This is a genomic window from Streptomyces sp. S6, from assembly GCF_054880855.1.
This window is the reverse complement of sequence record NZ_JBTYMC010000490.1, coordinates 1-3,361: the sequence shown is the minus strand read 5'-3', so window position 1 is coordinate 3,361 and position 3,361 is coordinate 1. Positions and strand designations below refer to the sequence as shown.

General features: G+C 74.7%; 2 protein-coding genes. One reads left to right on the top strand and one right to left on the bottom strand.

The features are described from left to right. Positions 1–1,967, bottom strand: a 1,967-nt coding sequence (gene lanKC, locus ACVNF4_RS34095) for a class III lanthionine synthetase LanKC (protein WP_461806743.1), incomplete at its 3' end; no start/stop codon positions are given. A 249-nt stretch (positions 1,968–2,216) separates the two neighbouring features. On the opposite strand from lanKC, the gene ACVNF4_RS34090 reads away from it, so the two are divergent. After that, positions 2,217–3,361 (top strand): PAS domain-containing protein (locus ACVNF4_RS34090; RefSeq protein WP_461806742.1); only part of this gene is annotated, 1,145 nt, incomplete at its 3' end.

Here is a 3,361-nt window from a genome sequence, read left to right as displayed (position 1 = left end):
GCGAGCCTGCGGACGACGAGGCCGGCGGCCTCGGCGGCGTGCGCGTGCAGCGCGGACTCGCCGGTGAGGTCGGCGATGCCGCCCAGCGCGAGACCGAGGCCCGCGAGGCCGCCCTGAAGGTCGGACGAGAGTTTCTGCCAGCGTTCGCGCAGGATCCCGGAGACCAGGTCGAGGGCGCGCTCGTGGTGCCCGAGGAGCGCGAGGACGTGCGCGACGCCCGCGAGTCCGTCGTACAGGCCGAGCGGGGTGCCCGGGGGCGGTGGGGCCGTGCGGTCGAGGAGCCAGCGCTCGCCCTCCTCGTAGCGGTCCGCGCCCGCGGCCCGCAGCGCGTACAGGACGCCCGCCGCGCCGTGCGCGATGCCGAGGCCGCCGCCGTCGGAGAACTGGGCGACGTCCCCCGGGAAGAGCCGGTCGGTGCGGTCCGGGGTGGCCGACGCGAGGATCGCCTCCACCATGGAGTCCCGGCTGAGCGGCCACTGCGCGGGTGCCGGGCGGCGGCGCGCGCCGGTCCCGTCCCCCGTCGGGGCCGACGCGCTGTGCGAGGTGTCGCGGGTGATCTCCGCGACCGCCTCGGCCAGGAAGTCGCGCGGCACGTCGGGGAACTGCTCCCCGATCACCTCGGCGAGATGCGCGGCCTTCCCCCGGTCGACCACGAACAGTGTCGTCACCGGCATGAACAGGGCGAGCCGCAGACAGGCGAGGGCGTACAGGTCGACGTCGACGCCCCGGCGGTCCGGCGGCGCGAAGAACCCGGGGTGCGCGACCACCTGGCGGCCGTTCGCCGTCACCGGCGCCGCCGCCTCGAAGTCCAGCAGGCTCACCGACTCGTCGGGCCCGACCATGATGTTGAAGACGTGCAGGTCGTTGAAGGCGATCCCCCGCGCGTGGACGGCGGCCACCGCCGCCTCCACCTTGCCGTGCACCCGTACCGCCCACCGCGTGTACGCGGCGACCGCCGCCGGGTCGGGGTCGGGTACCAGCAGCGGATGCGTCTGGGCGAAGTACGAGTTGAGGGGCTTGCCCTCCAGGAAGTCCATGACGAGGAACCGGTGCCCGCCCAGCTCGAACCAGTCCCGCACCTCGGGCACCACACCGGTACCGGCGCATGCCTCCAGCGCCTGCTTCTCCCGCTCAAGACGGGCGATCGCGTCGGCCCCGTCGGAGGCGAGCCCCGCGTGCGGCCGGCCCTCCTTGAGGACGACCTTCTCCCCGGTCCGCGTGTCGACGCCCTGGTAGACCCCGCCGCCGTTGGAGAAGTGCAGCGCCTTCTCGATCCGGTACGGCAGCTCGCCGACCGTCGTCGTGTTGCGGGCCGCGAGATGCGGCTGGAGGAACTCCGGCAGCGTCACCCACTCCGGGACCTGGAACGAGGGCGCTCTGCGGTCCGGGACCAGCGTGCCGGAGCCGTCCGCCACCGCCGGGACGAGCGAGCCCCGGTCGTCGACGACGAACCGCCGGGCGAACGCCCCGTACCGGACGTACAGCGGGCCGTCGTACCAGCGCAGGTCGGTCAGGATGTACGGGCCCTCCAGGCCCTCCAGGAGGGTGCCCAGCTCCCGCAGCACCTCGTGCAGCCGCTCCTCGTCCGCCGGGTAGACGGTGACGAACTTGCCGCTGCCGTCACGGCCCGCGTACTTCGTGTTGCGCAGGTGCAGCAGGTGCGGACCCGGCACGAACTTGAACGGGATGCCGCGCGGCACGCAGTAGTCCCAGACGATCGAGGCGATCTTCTCCGCGTTCTCACGGGTCGCCGAGGCGTGGATCTTCCAGCCCTGCTCCGGGCCCTCGGCCGCCTGCGGGGTCAGGACCAGCCAGTCGCCGACGCGTGCCGACTCCCAGCCCGCCGGCACCGGCCTGCGCGCCGTCGCGTACCACCCCGCGGACTCGTCCCGGCCGGCGCCGAGCCGGTCCGGAGTCTCGTAGAAGTGCGGGTCTGCCAGCGCGTACACCTCGTACCGCTTGTCCATGCGTCCCCCTCCGTGGCCCGGCAACGAGATTTCCAGGGCGCCGGGGGCCGCCGACAGTCACGGCTGTCATGAGATGGACATGCGGAACGCACGGGTAAAGACATGTTCGGGGGGTTTCGAGCGCCCCCGTCCGCCGGAGTGCGCCCCTCCGATCGGAACGGCCCGCTCCGACGCCTCCGGAAGCCTTTCCGGCCGCTGGGAACGGTCGCAGGGGCTGCGGGAAGGCGGCGTAAGCGCTGTAATACGGACGTGGTGACTGAGGGAGGAGCGCGGCAGGGAGGGCGGGCGCCGCGTGCCGAGGTGGCCCTCAAGACCGTCGGGTCCGATCCGCACTCGCCCGAACGGGTGAGACGGACGCTGGAGCAGGCGCTCGTCTTCGCGGGCGCCTCCTGTGCCGCCGGCTACGCGCCCGGCGAGGGCGGCCTGCTGTGCCTCGTCGACTCCGCGGGCGTGCCCCGCACCCTCTACGGACTGCGCGAGACCTACCCGCCCGACGGGAACTCCCCGGTCGCCGTCGCCGTCCGCACCGGGCGGCCCGTCCGGCTCGGGCCCGCGGAGCTGGCCGACTGCCCGGAGTCACGCCGGATGTCCGCCGGGGAGGCCCACCTGACAGCCCTGCCCGCGGCCGGCGGCTGTCTCGTCGCCGTCGGGGAGCACCCCTTCGACGCCGAGGACCACGCCTGCCTCGGCCTCGTCGCCGACGCCCTCTCCTGGCCCGCCCCACGCACCGCCCCGCCCGAGGAGGTCGGCGGCGACGGGTTCGCGCTCGCCATGGACACCGGGCGCGTCGAGGTCGGCGACCGGGTCCTGGAGCTGTTCGGGCTCACCCGGGACCGCTTCGACGGCCGCGTCGAGACCCTCCTCGGGCTCGCCGTCCCCGAGGACCTGCCCACGCTGATGTCCTTCGTCGAGGCCGACCACATGTCGCTCGGCGACCGCGAACTGGAGTTCCGGGTGATCGGACCCAGCGGCACCCCGCGCTGGCTGCGGCTGCGCGGCCGGCTCGCGAAGGCCGAGGCGGGACGCCAGGTGCGGCTCCTGGGGACGATCGCGGACGCCGCCGCGCTGCGCCCCGAGGCCACCGACGTGGCCCGCGTGCAGCGGCTCGCCTCCGTGCTGTCGACCGCCGGGACCGTCCGCGACGTCAGCCACGCCGTCGTCTCCGCGCTGCGCGGGCCGCTGCGGGCCGACCGGATCGCGCTCGCCGAACTGGAGGGGGAGCGGCTCGTCGTCACCGTCCTCGACCCGCCCTACCCCGAGTCCTGGCCCGAGCTGTGGCGCCTGGAGTGGCGCGGGGAGTGGCCGGACGCGCCGATGCGGTCCCTGCCGACGCTGGCGTCCGTGCTGCGCGAGGGACGGGTGCGGATCTGGACCGCCGGGACCGCCCTCGAACC